Origin of the sequence: Streptomyces chartreusis NRRL 3882 (assembly GCF_900236475.1) — a bacterium.
In the GTDB taxonomy this organism is placed as follows: domain Bacteria; phylum Actinomycetota; class Actinomycetes; order Streptomycetales; family Streptomycetaceae; genus Streptomyces; species Streptomyces chartreusis_D.
This window is the reverse complement of record NZ_LT963352.1, coordinates 8,166,624-8,184,562: the sequence shown is the minus strand read 5'-3', so window position 1 is coordinate 8,184,562 and position 17,939 is coordinate 8,166,624. Positions and strand designations below refer to the sequence as shown.

Genomic DNA, 17,939 nt, shown 5'->3' with positions numbered 1-17,939 from the left:
TCACTCGCTCCGGTACGGCAGCGTCGTCCCGGGGAGGTTGTACTCGTCCCGCCGGCCGCACATGCCGAAGCCGCCGAGCCGGGTGGGCGCGGCCTCGTAGGCGGTGGCCTCGCCGAGGTAGGCGGGCTCGCCGCCGGCCAGTGCGTCGAGCTGGGCTCCGGTGCGTTCGGCGGTGGCCAGGGCGCCCGCCCGCCACAGGTCGCGCCAGGTGGGCACCTTGTCGCGCACGATGCGGGCGGCGGCCCGCTGGAACTCCAGGTACGGGCCGTTGTCGCCGGCGACGAGCGCCTCGCGCAGGGCGAGGTAGCCCTCCACGGCGAGGTCCCTGCGGCGTCGGGCGGCCGCCGCCGTCTCCGGTCCCGTGCCGGGCGGCAGGGTGGCCGCGGCCGCGTACTTCTCGGGGTCGGCGAGCACCTCGGGCGGGAAGGTGAACACGGCGTCCCCGGCCTCGGGCAGGCCGCTGTTCTGCATCAGCACGGTGATGCGCAGATCGCCGCCCTGCACCATGCGGTGCACGGTGCCCGGTGTGAACCAGGCGATGGATCCGGGCGCGAGGGGGATGTCCCGGTAGCCGTCGGGGCTGAGCGTCTGGACCGCTCCCCGGCCGCCGGTGACGACGTACGCCTCGGTGCAGACCAGGTGCAGGTGCGGGCTGCCGCCGCAGACTCCGTCGGCGGCCTCCCAGTCGTAGGCGCTCAGATGGGACAGGCCGATGGCGCCGGGCAGCGGGTGCGGCAGGGCGGGCTTGGCGTCGCTCACCACGGCAGGCCCTCCAGGTGGGTGCCGACCCGGTCGCGGTCCCAGGCGCCGTCGGCGACGACGAGCCGGTAGCGGAAGGCGAAGGACTCGCCGGGCGGGAGCTCGAACTCCTCGAAGAACGCCCAGGAGAAGGCGACCGTCGGGAAGGGCTCGGAGCGGACGAACCAGTGCGACTCGTGGATCGCCGAGGTGTCGTCGAGGTTCTCGGGCGCGTGCGCGAAGACGAGGGTGGAGTGGCCGTCGACGTCGTCGTGCTCGGTGGTGAAGGCGAGCCAGGGGCCCTGGCTGCCCATCAGCTTCCCGGCGTCGGCGTCGGTGTCCGGGGCGAAGACCGTGCCGCCGGTGAAGTCGCGCGGGCCGCGCCACTGGAGTCCGGTGTAGCCGGCCATCTCGCGGCCCGCGGTGGTCGGGGAACCGAAGGCCAGGGGCTCGGAACGGACGTTGGTGAGGCGGATCGACCAGTCCAGGGCCCAGGCGCCGGCCTCCTCGTCCACCGAGTGGACGGTCAGCCCCCGCACCTCACGCGCCCACTCCGCGCCGCCGTTCTCGACCCAGGTGAGGTCCTCGGTGAAGGCGAGGCGGTCGTCCTCGACGGTGAACGCGGAGAAGCCGTCGTGCCGCATGGAACCGACGCGCTCGGGCAGCGGGAGGTAGCCCTGGCCGTGGACGTAGCAGTTGCCGCCCCAGAAGTTCTGGCCGGACAGATGGCTCGCGGTCATCTGGAGGCCCTTGTGCCAGCGGTGGTCGTTCGGTCGGTAGCCGGTGACCGTGCGGCCGGACAGGGTGCGCACCGGGTGGGCGTAAGGCTTGCGGGACTCGAAGGGGTTCGGGTCCGGGCGGTAGACGTAGCGGAGGATCTCCGTGCCGTTCGCCGCCGTGACGGCGATGTCCTCGCCGTGGGTGTGGGTGACTCGGATGCTCATGCGCGCTCCTTGGGGGCCCAGTCGGGGTACTCACCGTGCATGGCCTCGTAGAAGGGGTCGCCCGGGCCGATCTCTCCCGCGTGCACGGAGCGGCCGGTGAACGCCGCCTTGTAGAGGGCGGCGGCGAACTCGAGGGTGGCGCGGGCGTCCTGGCCGCTGCCCGGTGGTCGGGTGCCGTTGTCGTAGGCGTCGAGGAGTGTGCCCAGCTGGGCGGTGTGCGAGCTGGGCACGTCGTTCGCGGGGGTGCGCCAGGCGGTGGCCCGGTCGGAGCCGACGTGCGGGGCGGGGGTGTAGACCCAGCTGTCGTTGGTGTGGCCGTACAGGTGGGTGAGCTCGACCGTGGCGTCCGCGCAGTCGATGCGGATACGGCTCACCTCGTCCGGCGAGAGCACGCTGTTGACGACGGTGGCGAGGGCGCCGCCGCGGAAGCGGACCAGCGCCGTGGAGACGTCCTCGCTCTCGGTGTCGTGGACGAGCCGGGCGGCCATGGCGCTGATCTCCTCCCACTCGCCGAGCAGGTGGAGCAGCAGGTCGTACTGGTGGATGCCGTGGCCCATGGTCGGCCCGCCGCCCTCGCTGGCCCACTTGCCGCGCCACGGCACGGCGTAGTACGCCGCGTCCCGGTGCCAGGTGGTCTGGCAGTGCGCGACCAGCGGTGCGCCCAGCTCACCGCTGGTGATCAGCTCGCGGGCGTGCACCGCGCCGGATCCGTAGCGGTGCTGGAAGACGACCGCCGCGTACGCCCCGGAGGCCTCCTCGGCGGCGGCGATCTCGTCGTACTCGGCGAGCGAGAGGGTGAGCGGCTTCTCGCACAGCACCCAGGCGCCCGCCTTGAGCGAGGCCACCGTCTGGTCGCGGTGCAGGGCGGGCGGCGTCCCGATGAGGACCAGGTCGGGGCGTACGGCGTCCAGCATCGCCGCCACCGAGGTGTACCCGGCGACCGAGCCGCCGGCCAGCTCGCGGAAGGCATCGAGGCGCTCCTGGTCGACGTCGACGGCGGCGACCAGTTCCACCCGGTCGGAGTGGGCCCGCAGCGCGGGCAGATGACTGCCGCTGACGATCGCTCCGGTGCCGACGACGGCCACGCGGCGGCGGGTGGGGGACAAGGACATGCGGCGCTCCTCGGACGGCCGGCTGACACACGCTGGGACAGCACTTGGAAAGCGCTTGCACCCGGAAGGCGACCCTAGGCGTGAGCGAATGTCTGGACAACCCCCCTGCACCGACCTGCACAAGGTCTGCCCGAGCATTCTCCCAGCTCGGGGGTGGATTCCGTTGGGTGTCACCACCATGGAAACGGGATTCCCCCGCCGCTGCGCTGGGGCTGGCCCCACCTCTGAGCGGCTGCCAGCCGGAGTGACCGGACGGCGGCCCGTCCCTAGCGTTCTGTCGCACCACCCCCCTTCCTCGGCATGTCCCTGCCAGGAGCGAGGGGCATCGTCGACAGAAAGGACCTCCACCCGTGTCATCCCGCTTCCCGGGAACCGCACGACGAGCCGCCCTCGCCCTGACGGCCACCGGTCTCGCCCTGACGGCGCTGCCCGCCACGGCCGGCGCGAGTCCCGGCTCCGACCCCCTCGCCCGCTACCACGACCAGCGCCTCACCTGGAAGAGCTGCGTGCTCGGACCGGACGACACGACCGGCAAGGAACTGGAGCAGGCGGGCGCCCGCTGCACTGACGTGACCGTCCCGCTCGACTACGCCGACCCCGGCGGCCGGACGATCACCGTCGCGATCTCCCGGATCCGCGCCACCGACACCGACCGCCGTGTCGGCCCGCTGCTGCTGAACGGGGGCGGGCCCGGCGGGCAGACGCTCGGTGACCCACCGTGGGTGCGCAAGGCGATGAAGGACGTCGCCGCCCGGTACGACGTGGTCGGCGTGGACCCCCGTTTCGTGGGCCGCAGCACACCGCTGGACTGCCGCTGGCCGACCGGCTCGGCGTGGCGCGGGGCGGGTGGGGACCGGGCCGGCTTCGACCGCGTGGCCGCGTTCTCGAAGGACCTCGCCGAGCGCTGCCGCACCGACGCGGGCGACGTCCTCCCTCACGCCACCACCCGCAACACGGCCCGCGACATGGACGTCGTCCGGGCCGCGCTCGGCGAGCAGCGGATCTCCTACCTGGGCTACTCGTACGGCAGTTACCTCGGCGAGGTGTACACCACGATGTTCCCCGGCCGGACCGACCGGGTCGTCCTGGACGGTGTGATCGACCCGGACCGGTACGGGCCCCGGCTGCTCAAGGGCGTCGAGCGGGCCAACCGCCGCGCGCTGGAGGGCTGGGCCTCCTGGGCCGCCGCCCGCGAGGCGACGTACGGGCTGGGCCGCACCCGGGGCGAGGTGCTGGCGACCGTGGAAGGCGTCCGGAAGGCCGCGGCCCGCACACCGCTCCGGCTCGGCGATCACCGGCTCGACGAGCATGTGATGCCCATGGTCGCCTTCAACGGCCTGTCGCAGCACAACGACGCCGCCTACGGGGACTTCGCGCAGGCCGTCCGGGACATGCTGCGGGCGTCGCGGGGGCAGCGGGTCACGCCCTCCCCGTGGCTCGCCGGGGTGCTCGCCTTCGTGCTCACGGACACCGACTCCCACTACGGCAGCGTGCAGACGGCGATCCTGTGCGGCGACGGCGCCGCTCCGCGCGACCCGGAGGTGTACTGGCGCGACGTGCAGCGCACCCGGGCGCAGGACCCGCTCTTCGCGCCCGTCACGCAGAACCTCGGCCCGTGCGCGTTCTGGGACCGGCCGCGCGAGCGTCCGACCACGATCCGGGACGACCTGCCGGCCCTGCTGGTGAACGCCACCGGGGACCCACGCACCGACTACGACGGCGCCCGGGCGGTCCGCGACCTGTGGCCCTCCTCACGCCTGGTCACCCTGAAGGGGGCCGACCAGCACGCGGTGTACGGCGTCTACGGGTCGGCCTGTGTCGACGACGCGGTCAACGCGTACCTCGCCACGGGGCGGCTGCCGTCGCGGGACATCGGCTGCGCGGCGGCCGCGGGCCGGTAGTGCGCACGGCGGAGCCCGGACCGATCCAGGTCCGGGCTCCATCAGCCGGTGTCTGCGGGGGCGGTCACCGGGACCGGCCCGCTCGGGTCACGACTCCACGATCTTGCGCACGTTCTCCACGGAACCGCAGCCGGCCTTCAGCTGACGCTCCCGCTCCTGCGCGAACGCCCGGCCCAGCTCCTCCCGGCGCTCCATCGCCACGTTCTCCCGTGCGCCGTTGAGGATGGTGCGCTCCTCCTCGTCGGCGTGGTGGGTGACGGCCTCCACCAGCTCCTCGAGCTTCGAGTCCCACTCCTCGGAGCCGACCTCCTCGACCTCGAGGAGTTCCAGAAGGGCCTCGTTGCCCTCGTCGTGCTCGTGCTCGCCGTGCTCGACCTCTTCGTCGTCGATGTTCTTGTACCGCTTGAGCGCCGGATAGACCTTGGCCTCCTCGGCCTGCGCGTGCGCGATCAGCAGATCCGCGAATTCCCGTAGCGCGCCCGCCCGGTCGGCTTCGACGCTCCGCATCTGACGGAAGAGGTCTTCCATGCGCCGGTGGTCATGAAGAATGAGTTCTACGACATCTTGTGTATCGGCCATGGAAGAGGAACGCCTTTCCCAGGAGAATTCAGGGTCACTTTCGTCTACCCCATTCCTGACGTCTTGTTCGCCACAGGTGACGGTCTGCCGGTCTACCAGCGATACCAGCGGCCCTTGCGGCCACCACTGTCCGCGGTGCGCAGCACGAAGCCGAGCAGCCAGAGGACCAGCACGATCACCGCGATCCACCACAGGGCCTTCAGCGCGAAGCCCGCGCCGAACAGGATCAGAGCCAGCAGCAGGACGAGAAGCAGGGGAACCATAGTCATCAACCTCCGCTCCTTCTGGTGCCCTGCCCACCGGCGAACACACAGTCGAATCTCCTTGTTTCTTCAGCCGGATCAGGAGCACTTGGATTACTTTGGCCGCGCGGCGGCACCGAGACCGGGATGTTCATCGATCTCCGAGTAATCGGAACGTCGGTCGGCGCACCGGCCGAAGGTCAGTCCCTGCCGACGACGATCACCTCGTCCTCGGCCGCCCAGCCGCGTCGCTCGGCTTTCGGCGGGTTGATCCGTACCCCGTAGCCCGGACTCGTCGACGCGTCGTCGTGGCTTCGGTAACCGATGGCGCATTCGCCGCGCTGACGTGCGGCGGCCACGACGGTGGCGAAAGTCGTCTCGCACCCGGGCAGCACGTAGTCGCCGGCCGGCCGCAGGCGGATTCCGGTGCCGTCCGCGGAGAACAGCTCCTCGAACACCGCCGCCAGGTGCCGGTTCTGGGAGATCTGTGCCATGAGCAGGCCGATGAGCTTGCCGCTGATGATCACGTCCGCTCCGGGCCCGATGGGGGCCAGCGCCCGGTTGCGGTCGTCGATCAGCTCGGTGACGACGGGGAGTTCGCGCCCGGTCGCTTCCTCCATCTGGCGCAGCAGCAGGAGCGTGACGAGCGTGTGGTTGTCGGGGTCCTCCGACGGCTGTCCCGGGCCGGGGTCCTGGCCGAGCACGATCACGCTGTCGTAGGAGTGCACGTCCAGACCTCGCAGGGTCTCGGGACGGGTGACGTCGCCGTGGTGCAGGGTCAGGGTCAGATCGGCGCCGTGCTGCGCGTCGGTCTCGTTCACCTGCCGGACCGTCGCCTCACCGCCGTCCGCGACCACGTCGACGGCCGACCCGGGCCGGGCGCGGCGGCGCAGCTGGTCGACCATGAGCGGCGCTCGGCGGTTCCAGCCGAGCAGGAGGACCCGCTCCGGTCGTGCGGGCGTCGGGGGCCCGGACGCCATCGCCGCCTTCTCGACCGAGTCCGCGCAGTCGGCCGGCCAGACCGTGTCGTCGTCGCGGGAGATGACGATGAGCAGGTCGCCCTCGGTGAGAGGCGTGTGCGGCGGCGGGTTCAGCAGAGGGCTGTCGCCGCGTACGATCCCGACGACGCTCGACGTCGGGTAGGACAACAGCGCGTCGCCGAACGGGCGGCCGGTCAGGGCCGGTTCGGTGACGAGGTAGAACTCGTCGCCGGCGAAGTCGAGAAGCTCCTGGTGGACGAGGGAGAGCCCCGGGCGGCGGGCGGCCTGGACGATCAGTTGGGCGGTGACGGTGTCGCTCTCCAGAACGACGCCGCCCGGCCCGGCGGCGAGCGTGGCGGCCAGCCGGTAGCGGTCGTCCCGGACGGCGGCGACGACGGGCGGACGCTCCCCCTCCCCGGGCAGGGCCGCCCGCAGCGCCAGCAGCGTCTTGACCACCTCGGCATCGGCGTCGGGCTCGTCGCGGGGCAGGACCAGCACGACACCGGCCGTCGCGGGGCTGGTCAGGGAGAGCACCGCCGGGTCGGTGGTGGGGCCGCTGCGGCAGATCAGCCGCGTACGGCCGACGGGGCCCACCTTGGTGCTGAGGGCCTCCTCCATGGCGGTCTTGTCCCGGTCGGCCAGCACCGCCACCGCCGCGCGCCGCTGGTTGGCGTTGGCGGCCACCAGCTCGCTCACCACCGTGAAGACCTGCTCCGACCATCCCAGGACCACGACGTGCCCGCGTTCCAGCACGGTGGAGCGGCCCCGCCGCAACGCGGTGAGCCGCTCCGTGAGCGCCGTGGTGATCAGGCCGACCAGCGTCGAGACGTACAGCAGGGCGACCAGGGCGAGCAGCACCGACATCGTCACGCGCAGCGGCGTACCGGTCTCGCCGCCCAGCCGCAGGGTCTCGCCGGTGAGGTGCCACACCGCCGCCAGCCGGCCCCTCACGGACTCCGGAGCACCGGGGTCGGTCCACACCACGACCGCGCTGGCCGGGACGACGACGGCCAGGCACAGCAGCGCCATCCAGCCGACGATCGCCGAGGCACCGCGGGCCAGCGTGCTGTCGAACCAGTAACGGGCTCGGTCGCCCAACGGAGCGCGCCGCTGCGCCACTCTTCCCCCTCCGTCGCCCCCGACTCTCCTGAGGCCGGGCGGCGCCGCGTACGCGATGCGCCGGGTGCGCCGCGTGGGCCGAAGGCCGGAGAGCACGGATGTGCATCCGCATGTCGCAGTGTGCGGGCACGGACGCGGCGGCAGAGGCGGTTCGCTCCGCATTCATTCCTTCGGGTTGCCCGCAGTCGCCGGCGCCGGCGACCCGCTGTGACGTCAGGGTTTGCGGCGGACTTCGCTCCTTCGGGTCAACGCCCGGGCGAAGGACGGCGCCCGGGCGGGGGCGCCAGTACAAAGGCCGCCATGACTGAAGATCACGCGGTGGTGCACTCGGACGGCGGATTCTCCCGGCGGAGCTTCGCGGCGGTGGCCGGTACGGCCACGGTGGCGACGGCCCTGACCGGCGGTGCCGCCACGGCCCTGCCCGCCCCGGCTGCCCCGGCTGCCCCGGGCGACAGGCGCGGCGCCGACGCCGACAAGTGCCTCGCCGTCGCCCGCGCACTGCTCGTACTGGACTCCGACAACCGTCCCCTCGTCCCGCGCTACCAGCACGTCCTCAAGAAGGGGCTGCCGGCTCAACGCCGCACGCGCCCCAGGAACGTCCTCGTCATCGGCGCCGGTCCGGCCGGGCTGGTCGCCGCCTGGCTGCTGAAGAAGGCCGGTCACCGGGTGACGGTCCTGGAGGCCAACGGCAACCGCGCGGGCGGACGCATCAAGACCTTCCGCACCGGCGGCCACGAGGACGCCGAGCAGCCCTTCGCCGATCCCCGCCAGTACGCCGAAGCGGGCGCGATGCGCATCCCCGGCAGCCACCCGCTGGTGATGGAACTGATCGACCAGTTCGACCTCAAGAAGCGGCGCTTCCACTACGTCGACGTCGACACCGAGGGGCGCCCCGCCGGCCGCACCTGGATCCACGTCAACGGCATCCGCGTGCGGCGCACCGACTACGCTCGCGCGCCCCGGCGCGTGAACCGGTCCTTCGGCGTCCCCAAGGCCCACTGGGACACCCCGGCCGCCGCCATCCTGCGCTCGGCGCTGGACCCCTTGCGCGACGAGTTCAGCTACGTCGACTCCGGCGGCAAGCGGGTCGACAAGCCGCTTCCGGAGCGGCTGCGGGGCTGGGCCCGCGTGGTGCGGCGGTTCGGTGACTGGTCGATGTTCCGCTTCCTCACCGAGCACGCCGGACTGGACGAGCGGACCATCGACCTGATCGGCACCCTGGAGAACCTCACCTCGCGCCTTCCGCTCTCCTTCATCCACAGCTTCATCGGCTCGTCCCTCATCAGCCCCGACACACCGTTCTACGAGTTGGAGGGCGGCACGGCCGTACTGCCGGACGCCCTGCTGGAACGCGTGCGCGAGGACGTGCGGTTCGACCGCCGGGTCACCCGCATCGAGTACCACCACCCCGATCGCCCCGCGCCGGACGCCGGACACGTCCGGAGCAAGGGCCCGCACGTGTGGGTGGACACCGTGTCCGAGGGCCGCGGCGGCCCGGTCGTGCGCGAGCAGTTCACCGCGGACGTCGCCGTGGTCACGGTGCCGTTCTCCGGCCTGCGCCACGTGCAGATCGACCCGCCCATGTCGTACGGCAAGCGCCGCGCGGTCTGCGAACTGCACTACGACAGCGCGACCAAGGTGCTGCTGGAGTTCAGCCGCCGCTGGTGGGAGTTCGACGAGGCCGACTGGAAGCGCGAGCTGAACGCCGTCGACCCGGGCCTGTACGACGCGTACCGCACGGGCCGCGCCGCCGCGGACGGCACCCTCCTCGGCGCCCATCCCTCGGTGCCCGGCGGGCACATCACAGCGGGTCAGCGCACCCACTACGCCGCCAACCGCGCGATCGCGCGCGACCAGCCGGAAGCGGTCGACGTCGTGGGCGGCGGCTCGGTGTCGGACAACGCCAACCGGTTCATGTTCCACCCCTCCCATCCCGTCGCGGGGAGCGCGGGGGGTGTCGTGCTGGCCTCCTACAGCTGGGCGGACGACGCGCTGCGCTGGGACTCCCTGGACGACGAGGCGCGCTACCCGCACGCCCTGTGCGGTCTCCAGCAGGTCTACGGCCAGCGCATCGAGGTCTTCTACACCGGCGCGGGACGCACGCAGAGCTGGCTGCGCGACCCGTACGCCTACGGGGAGGCGTCCGTGCTGCTGCCCGGGCAGCACACGGAGCTGCTCCCGGTCATCCCCCGGCGTGAGGGGCCTTTGCACTTCGCCGGTGACCACACGTCCGTCAAGCCGGCGTGGATCGAGGGAGCCGTGGAGTCCGCCGTGCGGGCCGCCCTGGAGATCCACACCTCGTAGGGGGCACTGAACCGCCACGCATGCGATGGCCCTGGCGCACCGGCGCCGGGGCCATTTCGCGCGGCGTGGTGCGGGCGCCGCACGCCGACGCCCCGGTGACCGCAAAGACCAAAACCTCCGTTGGTTCCGCAAGAGAGACAGCCCGTCGGCGCCCGGTGCAGCATGTGGCCCACGTCACCCTCCCCCACAGGGCCTTTACCTACCCGCAACGACGTACCGACAGGTGGTGGCACTCGTGCGCCTGCGCACCCCCCTCGCCCTGCTCGGGGCCGCCGTGCTCGTGCTCGTCGGACCACCGCTGCTGACCACCGGCAGCGGCTCCGAGACCGGCACACAGATCCCGGGCCTGCGTTTCATGGTCCCCAACACGCCCGGCGGCGGCTACGACATCACGGCCCGTACGGCCGCGAAGAACGCCGAGGACGCCGGACTGACCCACAACATCGAGGTGTTCAACCTGCCCGGCGCCGGCGGCACGGTCGGCCTGAGCCGGCTGGTGAGCGAGCACGGCAACGGCAAGCTCGCCATGTCCATGGGCCTCGGGGTCGTGGGCGCCGTCCGTTCCAACGACGCCCCGAAGACGCTCGGCGACACCACGCCGATCGCCCGGCTCACCGAGGAGCAGGACGTCGTCGTGGTCGCCAAGGACTCCCCGTACAAGACGATCGACGATCTCATCGGCGCCTGGAAGGAGAACCCGGGCAAGCTCCCGGTGGGCGGCGGCTCGTCGCCCGGCGGACCTGACCACCTGGCGCCGATGCTGATGGCGCGGGCCGCCGGGATCCCCCCGAAGCAGGTCAACTACATCCCCTTCGACGGCGGCGGCGAGCTGCTCGCGTCGATCCTCGGCAACAAGGTCGCGTTCGGTGTCTCCGGCGTCGGCGAGTACCTGGACCAGATCAAGGCGGGCGAGCTGCGCCTCCTCGCGGTCACCGGCCCCGAGCGCGTCGAGGGGCTGGACGCGCCCACGCTGAAGGAAGCCGGGTACGACGTGAACTTCACCAACTGGCGCGGCATCGTCGCCCCGCCCGGACTGACCGACGGGGAGCGCGGCAAGCTCGTGCGGCTGGTCGAGGAACTGCACGCCTCCGACGAGTGGCGGAAGTCCCTGGAGCAGAACGGCTGGGACGACGCCTTCCTCGCCGGTGAGGAGTTCGGCGCGTTCCTCGACGCCGAGGACAAGCGTGTGGTTTCGGTGCTGAAGGAGCTGGGACTGTGACGACGCAGACCACCGACATTCCCCCCGCGGAGCGCAGCGAGCAGCGCTCGTGGCTGCGGGAGCACTCCGAACTCGGCGTGTGCGCGCTGCTGCTGGTGCTGGGCGTGCTCGTCCTGACCGACGCGCTCACCATGGACGTCGACATCGCCCAGCGCGGCCCGGTCGGCCCGAAGACCGTGCCGGTCGTGGTCGGCGCGGGTCTGCTGGTGATCGCCGCGCTGCTCGCCGTGGACGTGCTGCGCGGCGGCCGGGGCCAGGCCGAGGGCGGTGAGGACATCGACCTGTCCGAGCCCGCCGACTGGCGCACGGTGCTGCTGCTCGCCGGGGTGTTCCTCGGCTCGGCCGTCCTGATCGAGCCGCTCGGCTTCCCCATCGCCGGCGTGCTGCTGTTCTGGGGTGCGGCGTTCGCGCTCGGCAGCCGCAGGATCGACCGCGATCCGGTCATCGCGGCCGGGCTGTCCCTCGTCACCTACGTCGTCTTCAACAACCTGCTCGGAGTGCCCCTGCCCGGCGGTCCGCTGATGGGAGTGCTGTGACATGGATGCCTTCAACTCCCTCCTGGACGGCTTCGGTACGGCCCTCACCCCGGTCAACCTGCTCTGGGCCGCGATCGGTGTGCTGCTCGGCACGGCGATCGGCGTGCTGCCCGGCATCGGCCCGGCGATGGCGGTCGCGCTGCTACTGCCGGTGACGTACGGGCTCGATCCGATCGGCGCGTTCATCATGTTCGCCGGCATCTACTACGGCGCTATGTTCGGCGGCTCGACCACCTCCATCCTGCTCAACACGCCCGGTGAGAGTGCGGCGGTGGTGGCGGCGATGGAGGGCAACCCCATGGCCAAGTCCGGGCGCGGCGCGCAGGCTCTCGCGGCGGCCGCCGTCGGACACTTCGCGGGCGGCCTGATCGGCACGATCCTGCTGGTCGCGCTTGCCCCGACGGTCGCCGAGCTGGCCGTGGACATCGGCGCGCCGGACTACTTCGCCATCATGGTGCTGGCGTTCATCGCGGTGACGTCGGTGCTGGGTTCGTCCCGCATCCGGGGCCTCGCCTCCCTGCTGATCGGCCTCACGCTGGGCCTGGTGGGCCTGGACCAGATGACCGGCCAGCAGCGTCTGACGTTCGGCTCGCTCCAACTGGCCGACGGCATCGACGTGGTGATCGTCGCGGTCGGCCTGTTCGCGATCGGCGAGGCCCTGTGGGTGGCGGCGCACCTGCGGCGCAGGCCGCCGGAGCCGATCCCGGTGGGGCGTCCGTGGCTGGGGCGCGGGGATGTGAACCGGACCTGGAAGTCGTGGCTGCGCGGCCCGTTCATCGGTTTCCCGTTCGGCGCGATCCCGGCGGGTGGCGCGGAGATCCCGACCTTCCTGTCGTACGTGACGGAGAAGCGCCTGTCCAAGCACAAGGACGAGTGGGGCAAGGGTGCGATCGAGGGCGTGGCCGGGCCGGAGTCGGCGGCCTCGGCCTCGGCGGCGGGCACCCTGGTGTCGATGCTGACCCTGGGCCTGCCGACCACGGCGGTCGCGGCCGTGATGCTGGCCGCCTTCCAGCAGTACGGCATCCAGCCCGGCCCGCTGCTCTTCGAGCGCGAACCCGACCTGGTGTGGGGCCTGATCGCCTCGCTCTTCGTCGGCATGGTGCTGCTGCTCGCGCTCAACCTGCCGCTGGCGCCGGTGTGGGCGAAGCTGCTGCGCATTCCGCGGCCGTATCTGTACGCCGGGATCATGTTCTTCGCGGCGGTCGGCGCGTACGCGGTCGGCGGTGAGGTGATCGACCTGGTGATCCTGCTGATCATCGGCCTGATCGGCTTCGGCATGCGCCGCTACGGCCTGCCGGTGCTGCCCGCCGTCATCGGCGTGATCCTCGGCCCGAACGCCGAGCAGCAGTTGCGGCGCGCGCTGCAGATCAGCGACGGCAGCGTGACGGGGCTGGTCAACACGCCGTTCTCGGTGACGGTGTACGCGGTGATCGTGCTGCTGCTGGCCTGGCCGCTGGTGAGGAAGGCGGTGACGCGCAGGCGCGTGGCGGCCTGACGCGGGCCCGACCGTGGGGGCGTGGCTCATCCGGGCCGCGCCCCCACTGCTTTGTTCACGGCACCCGCTCCCGCGTGCCGTCGGGGAAACGGATCTCCACGCTCCGGTCGGCTGCGACCCGGACCCGGGCCTCCTCGACCAGGGGGTGCGTCACCGGGTCGGCACTGAGCACGACCAGCGTCACCATCAGGCGGGTCCCACCGGGGTGGGACCGCAGCGTCAGGAACGGCGTCGCCGAGTGGCGCCCGTACGCGTTGCTCCCCGCGGCCACTACGATCGCCCCCTCGTCGTCACTCCACCCGTGCAGCCCGACGAGCGCGCTGGTCAGGCCGTCCGCGCGCCGGGCGAGTGCCCAGCCGGGGCCGGTCCGGGCGGCCGGTGGCGCGGTGTCGTCGGCGACGGCCCAGCCGCCCTCGCGTACGGGCGTGCCGGTGGGCGCGTCGACGCGGTGCACCCGGACCTCCCAGGGGCCGTGCACCACGCTGACCGTCTCGATGCGGTGGCCTTCTGTGTGGCCCGGCAGCAGGGCCCGGTGCCAGGAGGCGGCGCGGGGGCCTTCGACGCCGAGGGGGTGGATGCGCCCGCGGGGGGTGGGTGTGCCGTCGGGGGCGAGCAGGGCGATGTGGTTGTCGGGGCCGTCCGCCCGCGGGGCCGGTGGCGTCTCGGGAGCCGTGGCGCTGGAGTAGGCGAAACGGGCGTAGTGGGGGCTGTCATGGGCCGACGCGGGCGGGGGCAGGAGGCGGTCGCTGCCGTGGTTGACGAGCCGGACGATCCCGTCGGAGGCGGTGGAGTGCAGCAGCCAGCCCGGCGCCGGTAACGCGAGGCGCACGTCGGCCGTCTCCACCGGGCCGGGTTCCTCGGGCGCGGTCCAGACGGGGTGGTCGGCTGGCAGGAGCAGACCGAGGAAGGCCTTGCTCGCCCAGTATGGGGAGGCCGGGCCCGAGTACCGCTGGGTGACGGGGAGGAACGGCCCGTACCAGCCGAGCGTGAGCAGCCCCCGCTCGTCGGGCACACCCCGTTCGGCGAAGTGCTTGAGCGCGCCGGAGGCCAGGCGGCGGGTGCGGCCGGGCGGCAGCGGGGTGGCGTCGGCGAGGGCACCCGCCCACAGCGGGGCCGCCGTCGCGAACCGGTAGGTGAGCGAGCGGCCTTGGTGGACGGGGGCGCCGTCGGCGCCGAAGAAGTGCTGGTGGTCGTGGAGGAACGAGCGCAGGCGTCTGCGGTGCTCCGCCACCAGCCGGGGGTCGGTGCGCGGCCCCGCGATACGGGCCCACAGGACCGGGTACAGGTGCAACGCCCAGGCGTTGTAGTAGTCGAACTTGCGGCCGTCGCCGTCGGTGTACCAGCCGCCGCCCCGGTACCAGTCCTCCAGCCGTGCGAGGCCGGCGTCGATCTCGGTGCGGCTGTGCGGGGCGCCGACGGAGGCCAGGAACTCCTCGGTGATGACCTGGAACAGCCGCCAGTTGGAGTCGTTGACCACGGCTCCGACGAAGCCGCCGAGCCAGTCGGCGACCCGCTGCCGGACGCGGTCGTCGAGCCGGTCCCAGATCCAGGGGCGGGTCTCGTGCAGGGCGATCGCGAGGGACGCTGCCTCGACCATGGGCTGGGACCGGTCGGTGATGGGCGGCCAGCGGTCGGGGCTGCGCGGGTCGGTGCCGGCCGTGAGCCCGGCCGCGTACCGCTCGATCAGGCCGGGCACGCCCTGCCCGCCCGCACCGGCGATGCGGAACGCGGCCAGCAGGAAGGACCGGGCGAACCCCTCGAGACCGTCCGACCAGGGCCCGGAGTGGCTGGGCGGCCCGGGCAGCCGGTACTGGGCCAGGCCCGGGGAGGCGTAGGGCGTCAGGGCGTCGAGGAGACGGTCGGCGATCGCCTCCCAGTGGGCGCGGGTCCAGCCGGTGAGGGGCGAGGTCAGCGGGTCGGGGGGTGGCAGGTGCGGCAGGTTGGGGAGGTGCGTCGGGTCGGGGAGCGACACGTGCGGCGCGCTCATGCGGGTGCGGTTCCTCCGTTGGTCACAGGGCACGCCCGGGCGGGGGCGCGCCGACGCTGTCGCGTACGACGATGTGGGTGCCGAGCAGATGGTGGGCCCCGGCGGCGTGCTCCGGGTCGCGCAGCGCGATGCGCACGGCGGCGCGGCCGAGTTCCTCGGCGGGCGTGCGGACGGTGGTGAGGGGCGGGTTGAAGTCCTCGGCGAGCGGGATGTCGTTGTAGCCGACGACGGAGATGTCGCCGGGCACACGCAGTCCGGTGTCGGCGATGGCGCGCAGGGCACCGGCGGCGACCATGTCGTCCCCGGCGAAGACGGCCGTGAACTCCTCCGCGGATTCGAGGAGTTCGGTCATCGCGCGGTGGCCGGCGGCCCGGCCGAGTCCGCAGTCCACGACGTGTGCGGCCTCGGGCGGCAGCCCGTGCTCGGCGAGGGCGGCCCGGTAGCCGGCGACGCGGGCGTCGAGGGCGGTGTTGCCGGGCAGTCCGCCGAGGAAGACGATCCCGCGGTGGCCGGCCGAGAGCAGATGGGCGGTGATGGCGCGGGCCCCGGCCTCGTTGTCGAACTCGACGACGAGCGCTGGGATCTCCGGGTCGGGCGCGGGCCGGCCGCAGAGCACGAGCCGGGCTCCGGAGGAGTCGAGGGCGTGGGCGTAGTGGGCGACGCGCTCACGGTAGGCGTCGTCCTCGACGACCCCGCCGACCAGGATCACCAGCCGGGCGCCCTCCTCTCGCATGAGCTGCACGAACTCCATCTCGCGCTGTGCGTCGCCGCCGGTGGCGCCGACCACGCAGAGCCAGCCGCGGTCGGCGGCCTCCGCCTCCACGCCCTCGGCGACCTGGGCGTAGAAGGGGCTGGTGACCTGGCGGACCACGACGGCGGCCATCTTGCGGCCGCCGCCGACCAGGGCGCGGGCGTGCGCGTTGGCCACGTAGTCGAGGTCGCGGGCCGCGCGCAGGACCCGGGCCCGGGTCGCCGGGGGCACCGGGTGGTTGCCGCTGAGCGCGCGGGAGGCGGTGGCCGTCGACACGCCCGCCCGCTCGGCGACCTCGCGGATCGTGACCCGTCCCTTGGACACCATGTCGTTCCCCATCCCCCGCGTCTCCTGTTCCGCCCACCGCTGCTCAGGCGTTGGCCGCGTAGTCCTCGGCGTATTCCTCGGCCATTCTGTCGCCGCCCCGGCTCCGCCACTTCTTCACCGCCGCGTCCCATTCGGTCAGCGGCAGCCGTCCGGCGATGATGCCGGTGATGGTGTCGTCCAGGAACGTCTTGAGGGTGGCGCCCTGGGCGTTGTTCGTCGCGGACTGGAGCCCGAAGGAGGCGTCGCGGATGGCGTGCGGTACGACCTTCCGCTGCCAGGTGTGCAGGGCTCGCACGGCGTCGGGCATGCCGGGCACGAACAGCACCTGGGGGCCTTCGGCGAGGTACTTCAGCGGCAGGTTGGTGTTGTTCTCGACCTCGCCGAGCTCGGTGGGTTCGGGCGAGCCGTCCTCGCCGCGGGTGAAGTGGACGCCCTCGACGCCGTAGTGGACGAGTTCCCACTCCTCGCTGCCGAAGGGCGCGGCGAGGTAGTCGAGGATGCGCAGCAGCAGTTCGATGCGCTCCTTCCTGGCCTGCTTGAGGACGGTGTAGCCGAAGGAGCGGCGGGCGGCGACGGTGCCGCCGGGCTCGCCGCCGACGCTGTACGGCAGGGCCGCGGCGGGGCTCATCTTGCCCTTCGACTCCCGGTACTTGGGCAGGTAGGCGCCGAACCCGTCCTGCATGGAGCCGACGGTGCCGTTGTAGTAGAGGGTCGTCAGGTCGATCTGGGAGATGGACGTGGCGTCGGGGTGGTAGGAGCCGTTCCTGCGCAGCTGGGTCTGGAAGGCGATCGACGCCTTGTAGCGTTCGTCGGCGGCGGCCGGCAGGAAGGTGCCGTCCTTGGTCACGGCCCAGCGCTGGGGCGCGTTGTGGGCGGCGGAGTGGTAGGCGTTGCCGAACAGGGAGCCGTTGGCGGCGCCGAGCATGTACGTCCTGCCGCGGGTGCCCCGCCGGGCCACCGAGGTGAAGTCCTCGGCGGTCCAGCCCTCCGTCATGCCCGCGTCGGCGAACATGTCCTGGTTGATCCAGAGGGTCGAGCCGGGCAGTGGGCGTTCCAGCGGGATGCCGTAGATGCGGCCGCCGATGCGGCCCATGTCGCGCCAGGCGTGAGTGGGGATGCCCGCGAGGTTGGGGTAGTCGGCGATCGCGTCGCCGGAGAGGTACGGCGTGAGGTCCTGGGCGCGGCGCTGCACGAACTGCGCCTCACGGGGCAGGGTGAAGCCGGCGAACATGTTGATGATGTCGGGCAGGGCGTCGGCGTCGCCGGCCATGACCGTCGCCATCTTCTTCTGGTAGTCGGCCTGCGAGATGATCGTGTACTCGATCTTCACGCCGAGGGCCTTCTCGACGGCTGCCCAGAAGTGGTTCTGCGAGGCGGGCTTGGGCGGGGTGCCGAAGGAGACGGTCATGACGCGGATGGTGGAGCCGTCGCCCGGGGTGCGGGTGACGGACTTGACCAGGTCGGACGGGTAGGAGGTGTAGCCGGCCTGGACGCCGTCCTCGGTCGGGGCGAGGTCCGGCTCGGGTCCGGTCGCCGGGCGGTGGGCCGGCCAGGGGGCGAGTTTCTTGCCGGCGTTGGAGACGTCGCTGTCGCCGGGGTCCGAGGAGCACGCGGTCAGCAGACCGGGGACGGAGACGGCGGCACCGCCCACTGCCATGGAGCGCAGGAGGGTGCGTCGGGACATGCGGGGCATGGGTGAACCACC

At 72.5% G+C, this 17,939-nt stretch carries 14 protein-coding genes; 5 read left to right on the top strand and 9 right to left on the bottom strand.

Translation table 11 applies throughout. The annotated features are described in order from the left end of the window. Genes SCNRRL3882_RS36865 through SCNRRL3882_RS36855 form a run of 3 tightly spaced genes read right to left on the bottom strand, consistent with a single transcriptional unit; the run spans nt 1 to nt 2,794 of the window. Nucleotides 1-762, bottom strand: a complete 762-nt coding sequence (locus tag SCNRRL3882_RS36865) for a cupin (RefSeq protein WP_010043294.1) — start codon at nt 760-762, stop codon at nt 1-3. Further along, nucleotides 756-1,682: a PmoA family protein gene (locus SCNRRL3882_RS36860; RefSeq protein WP_010043295.1), complete on the bottom strand. Its 927-nt coding sequence runs from the start codon at nt 1,680-1,682 to the stop codon at nt 756-758. Before SCNRRL3882_RS36860 ends, SCNRRL3882_RS36865 begins: the two co-directional genes overlap by 7 nt. Continuing rightward, nucleotides 1,679-2,794 carry a Gfo/Idh/MocA family protein gene (locus SCNRRL3882_RS36855; protein ID WP_010043298.1) on the bottom strand — a complete coding sequence of 372 codons (1,116 nt, stop codon included), beginning with the start codon at nt 2,792-2,794 and terminating at the stop codon, nt 1,679-1,681. Before SCNRRL3882_RS36855 ends, SCNRRL3882_RS36860 begins: the two co-directional genes overlap by 4 nt. 350 nt (nt 2,795-3,144) lie before the next feature. Between SCNRRL3882_RS36855 and SCNRRL3882_RS36850 the strand changes: the two genes are divergently transcribed. Further along, nucleotides 3,145-4,695, top strand: coding sequence for an alpha/beta hydrolase (locus tag SCNRRL3882_RS36850; RefSeq protein WP_010043301.1), 1,551 nt, complete (start codon nt 3,145-3,147; stop codon nt 4,693-4,695). A gap of 87 nt (nt 4,696-4,782) precedes the next feature. Here the strand turns inward: SCNRRL3882_RS36850 and SCNRRL3882_RS36845 are convergent, their stop codons facing one another. The 3 genes from SCNRRL3882_RS36845 to SCNRRL3882_RS36835 all read right to left on the bottom strand — a co-directional run bounded on the left by SCNRRL3882_RS36845 (nt 4,783) and on the right by SCNRRL3882_RS36835 (nt 7,615). Then, the gene (locus tag SCNRRL3882_RS36845; protein ID WP_029181409.1) at nt 4,783-5,274 is read right to left on the bottom strand and encodes a hemerythrin domain-containing protein; all 492 of its coding nucleotides are present in this window, start codon (nt 5,272-5,274) and stop codon (nt 4,783-4,785) included. 92 nt (nt 5,275-5,366) lie between these two features. Continuing rightward, nucleotides 5,367-5,537, bottom strand: a complete 171-nt coding sequence (locus SCNRRL3882_RS36840) for a DUF5670 family protein (RefSeq protein ID WP_010043305.1) — start codon at nt 5,535-5,537, stop codon at nt 5,367-5,369. 179 nt (nt 5,538-5,716) lie between these two features. Then, nucleotides 5,717-7,615, bottom strand: a complete 1,899-nt coding sequence (locus tag SCNRRL3882_RS36835) for a CASTOR/POLLUX-related putative ion channel (RefSeq protein WP_029181410.1) — start codon at nt 7,613-7,615, stop codon at nt 5,717-5,719. A 300-nt stretch (nt 7,616-7,915) separates the two neighbouring features. Here SCNRRL3882_RS36835 and SCNRRL3882_RS36830 point away from each other — a divergent pair, with 300 nt between their 5' ends. The 4 genes from SCNRRL3882_RS36830 to SCNRRL3882_RS36815 all read left to right on the top strand — a co-directional run bounded on the left by SCNRRL3882_RS36830 (nt 7,916) and on the right by SCNRRL3882_RS36815 (nt 13,169). After that, nucleotides 7,916-9,919 (top strand): flavin monoamine oxidase family protein, encoded by a 2,004-nt coding sequence (locus tag SCNRRL3882_RS36830; RefSeq protein ID WP_029181411.1) that lies wholly within the window; start codon nt 7,916-7,918, stop codon nt 9,917-9,919. 235 nt (nt 9,920-10,154) lie between these two features. After that, nucleotides 10,155-11,138: a Bug family tripartite tricarboxylate transporter substrate binding protein gene (locus tag SCNRRL3882_RS36825; RefSeq protein WP_029181412.1), complete on the top strand. Its 984-nt coding sequence runs from the start codon at nt 10,155-10,157 to the stop codon at nt 11,136-11,138. Then, on the top strand, nt 11,135-11,674 hold the full coding sequence (locus tag SCNRRL3882_RS36820; protein ID WP_010043311.1) for a tripartite tricarboxylate transporter TctB family protein: 540 nt from the start codon (nt 11,135-11,137) through the stop codon (nt 11,672-11,674). Before SCNRRL3882_RS36825 ends, SCNRRL3882_RS36820 begins: the two co-directional genes overlap by 4 nt. Before the next feature lies 1 nt (nt 11,675). Next, entirely contained in the window at nt 11,676-13,169 is a 1,494-nt protein-coding gene (locus SCNRRL3882_RS36815; protein WP_010043312.1) for a tripartite tricarboxylate transporter permease, read from the top strand. 55 nt (nt 13,170-13,224) lie between these two features. Here the strand turns inward: SCNRRL3882_RS36815 and SCNRRL3882_RS36810 are convergent, their stop codons facing one another. Genes SCNRRL3882_RS36810 through SCNRRL3882_RS36800 form a run of 3 tightly spaced genes read right to left on the bottom strand, consistent with a single transcriptional unit; the run spans nt 13,225 to nt 17,927 of the window. Continuing rightward, the gene (locus tag SCNRRL3882_RS36810; protein WP_010043313.1) at nt 13,225-15,156 is read right to left on the bottom strand and encodes a DUF2264 domain-containing protein; all 1,932 of its coding nucleotides are present in this window, start codon (nt 15,154-15,156) and stop codon (nt 13,225-13,227) included. 22 nt (nt 15,157-15,178) lie between these two features. Beyond that, nucleotides 15,179-16,246: a LacI family DNA-binding transcriptional regulator gene (locus SCNRRL3882_RS36805; RefSeq protein ID WP_010043314.1), complete on the bottom strand. Its 1,068-nt coding sequence runs from the start codon at nt 16,244-16,246 to the stop codon at nt 15,179-15,181. A 31-nt stretch (nt 16,247-16,277) separates the two neighbouring features. After that, entirely contained in the window at nt 16,278-17,927 is a 1,650-nt protein-coding gene (locus SCNRRL3882_RS36800) for an extracellular solute-binding protein (protein ID WP_010043323.1), read from the bottom strand. Between the last annotated feature and the right edge of the window lie 12 nt (nt 17,928-17,939).